This is a genomic window from Mycobacterium sp. 1245499.0 (genome assembly GCF_001673615.1).
In the GTDB taxonomy this organism is placed as follows: domain Bacteria; phylum Actinomycetota; class Actinomycetes; order Mycobacteriales; family Mycobacteriaceae; genus Mycobacterium; species Mycobacterium europaeum_A.
Genome location: NZ_LZMG01000107.1, coordinates 1 through 852, shown reverse-complemented (window position 1 = coordinate 852; position 852 = coordinate 1). Strand labels below are relative to the sequence as shown.

Genomic DNA, 852 nt, shown 5'->3' with positions numbered 1-852 from the left:
CCGGCCTGCAAGCTCTGGTTGATCGCCCATGGGTCACCGCCAGCTCTGGCGATGAGATCGCCAATGCTTAGCTCGATCAGTTGCATCGCACCACCCGCCAACCCGCCGTCTATGCTTCCGATCAGCTACGACGCCACCTCTAGTGGTATCCGGTCATGTCAGTCCGGACGCAGCGCCTCACTGCTTGGCTCCTCGCGAAGCTGGTCGATCAAGGGTGGTACTCGGTGCGTGATCATTTGCCACCAGAGCCGCGCACCAAGCGCGCGACACCAACTGCAGATCGCTGTCGATCGCTTCGATATCGCGCATGTCCGAATGCTAAGCCGAGGCGGCGCTTCGCTCACTTCACCCCGGCGAACGGCGCAGAATCTTATCTCGAAGGTGACGGATCGCTGGATAAGACCAACGGCTTTATGCGGCCGTCAGCATCGGTTTGAGGCAGATCGTCGTCGAACCGGCCTAACGTCGCTGGGATTCGCTAGTGAGATGAAGCCGTGTCTGCGCTGCGTCGAGGCTAATACATAGTGAATAGCGGCCAACGGCGTCCGCCCGTAATCTTCTTACCCATGCGAGACCTCGCGACCATCGATGGCGAATCCGCCTGGTGACGCGAGCGCGCCTAGCGGCTCGATAACTCTGCGACGGCATTCCGAGTACCACATTGATCGATCAGGCGCTCGACGAGCGAACGGCGGTAAATTGCACCGCAGCGTCGGCTTGAACCGGCGTGGAGAGGTTACCAGCGGGGTAGCGTCATAGCTGCTCCAGAAGAACAGGGTGCGGTTTTACGGGCGGTGCAATGCAGCTGAAATGGATTAGCGTTGCCGGTCTGATCGCTCAGGCCGGTGGTGA

The 852-nt window shown here is 60.2% G+C and carries 1 protein-coding gene; it reads right to left on the bottom strand.

The features are described 5' to 3' along the window. Nucleotides 1-177: 177 nt before the first annotated feature. Nucleotides 178-309, bottom strand: coding sequence for a hypothetical protein (locus tag A5646_RS30220; RefSeq protein WP_255362072.1), 132 nt, complete (start codon nt 307-309; stop codon nt 178-180). Nucleotides 310-852 lie beyond the last annotated feature (543 nt).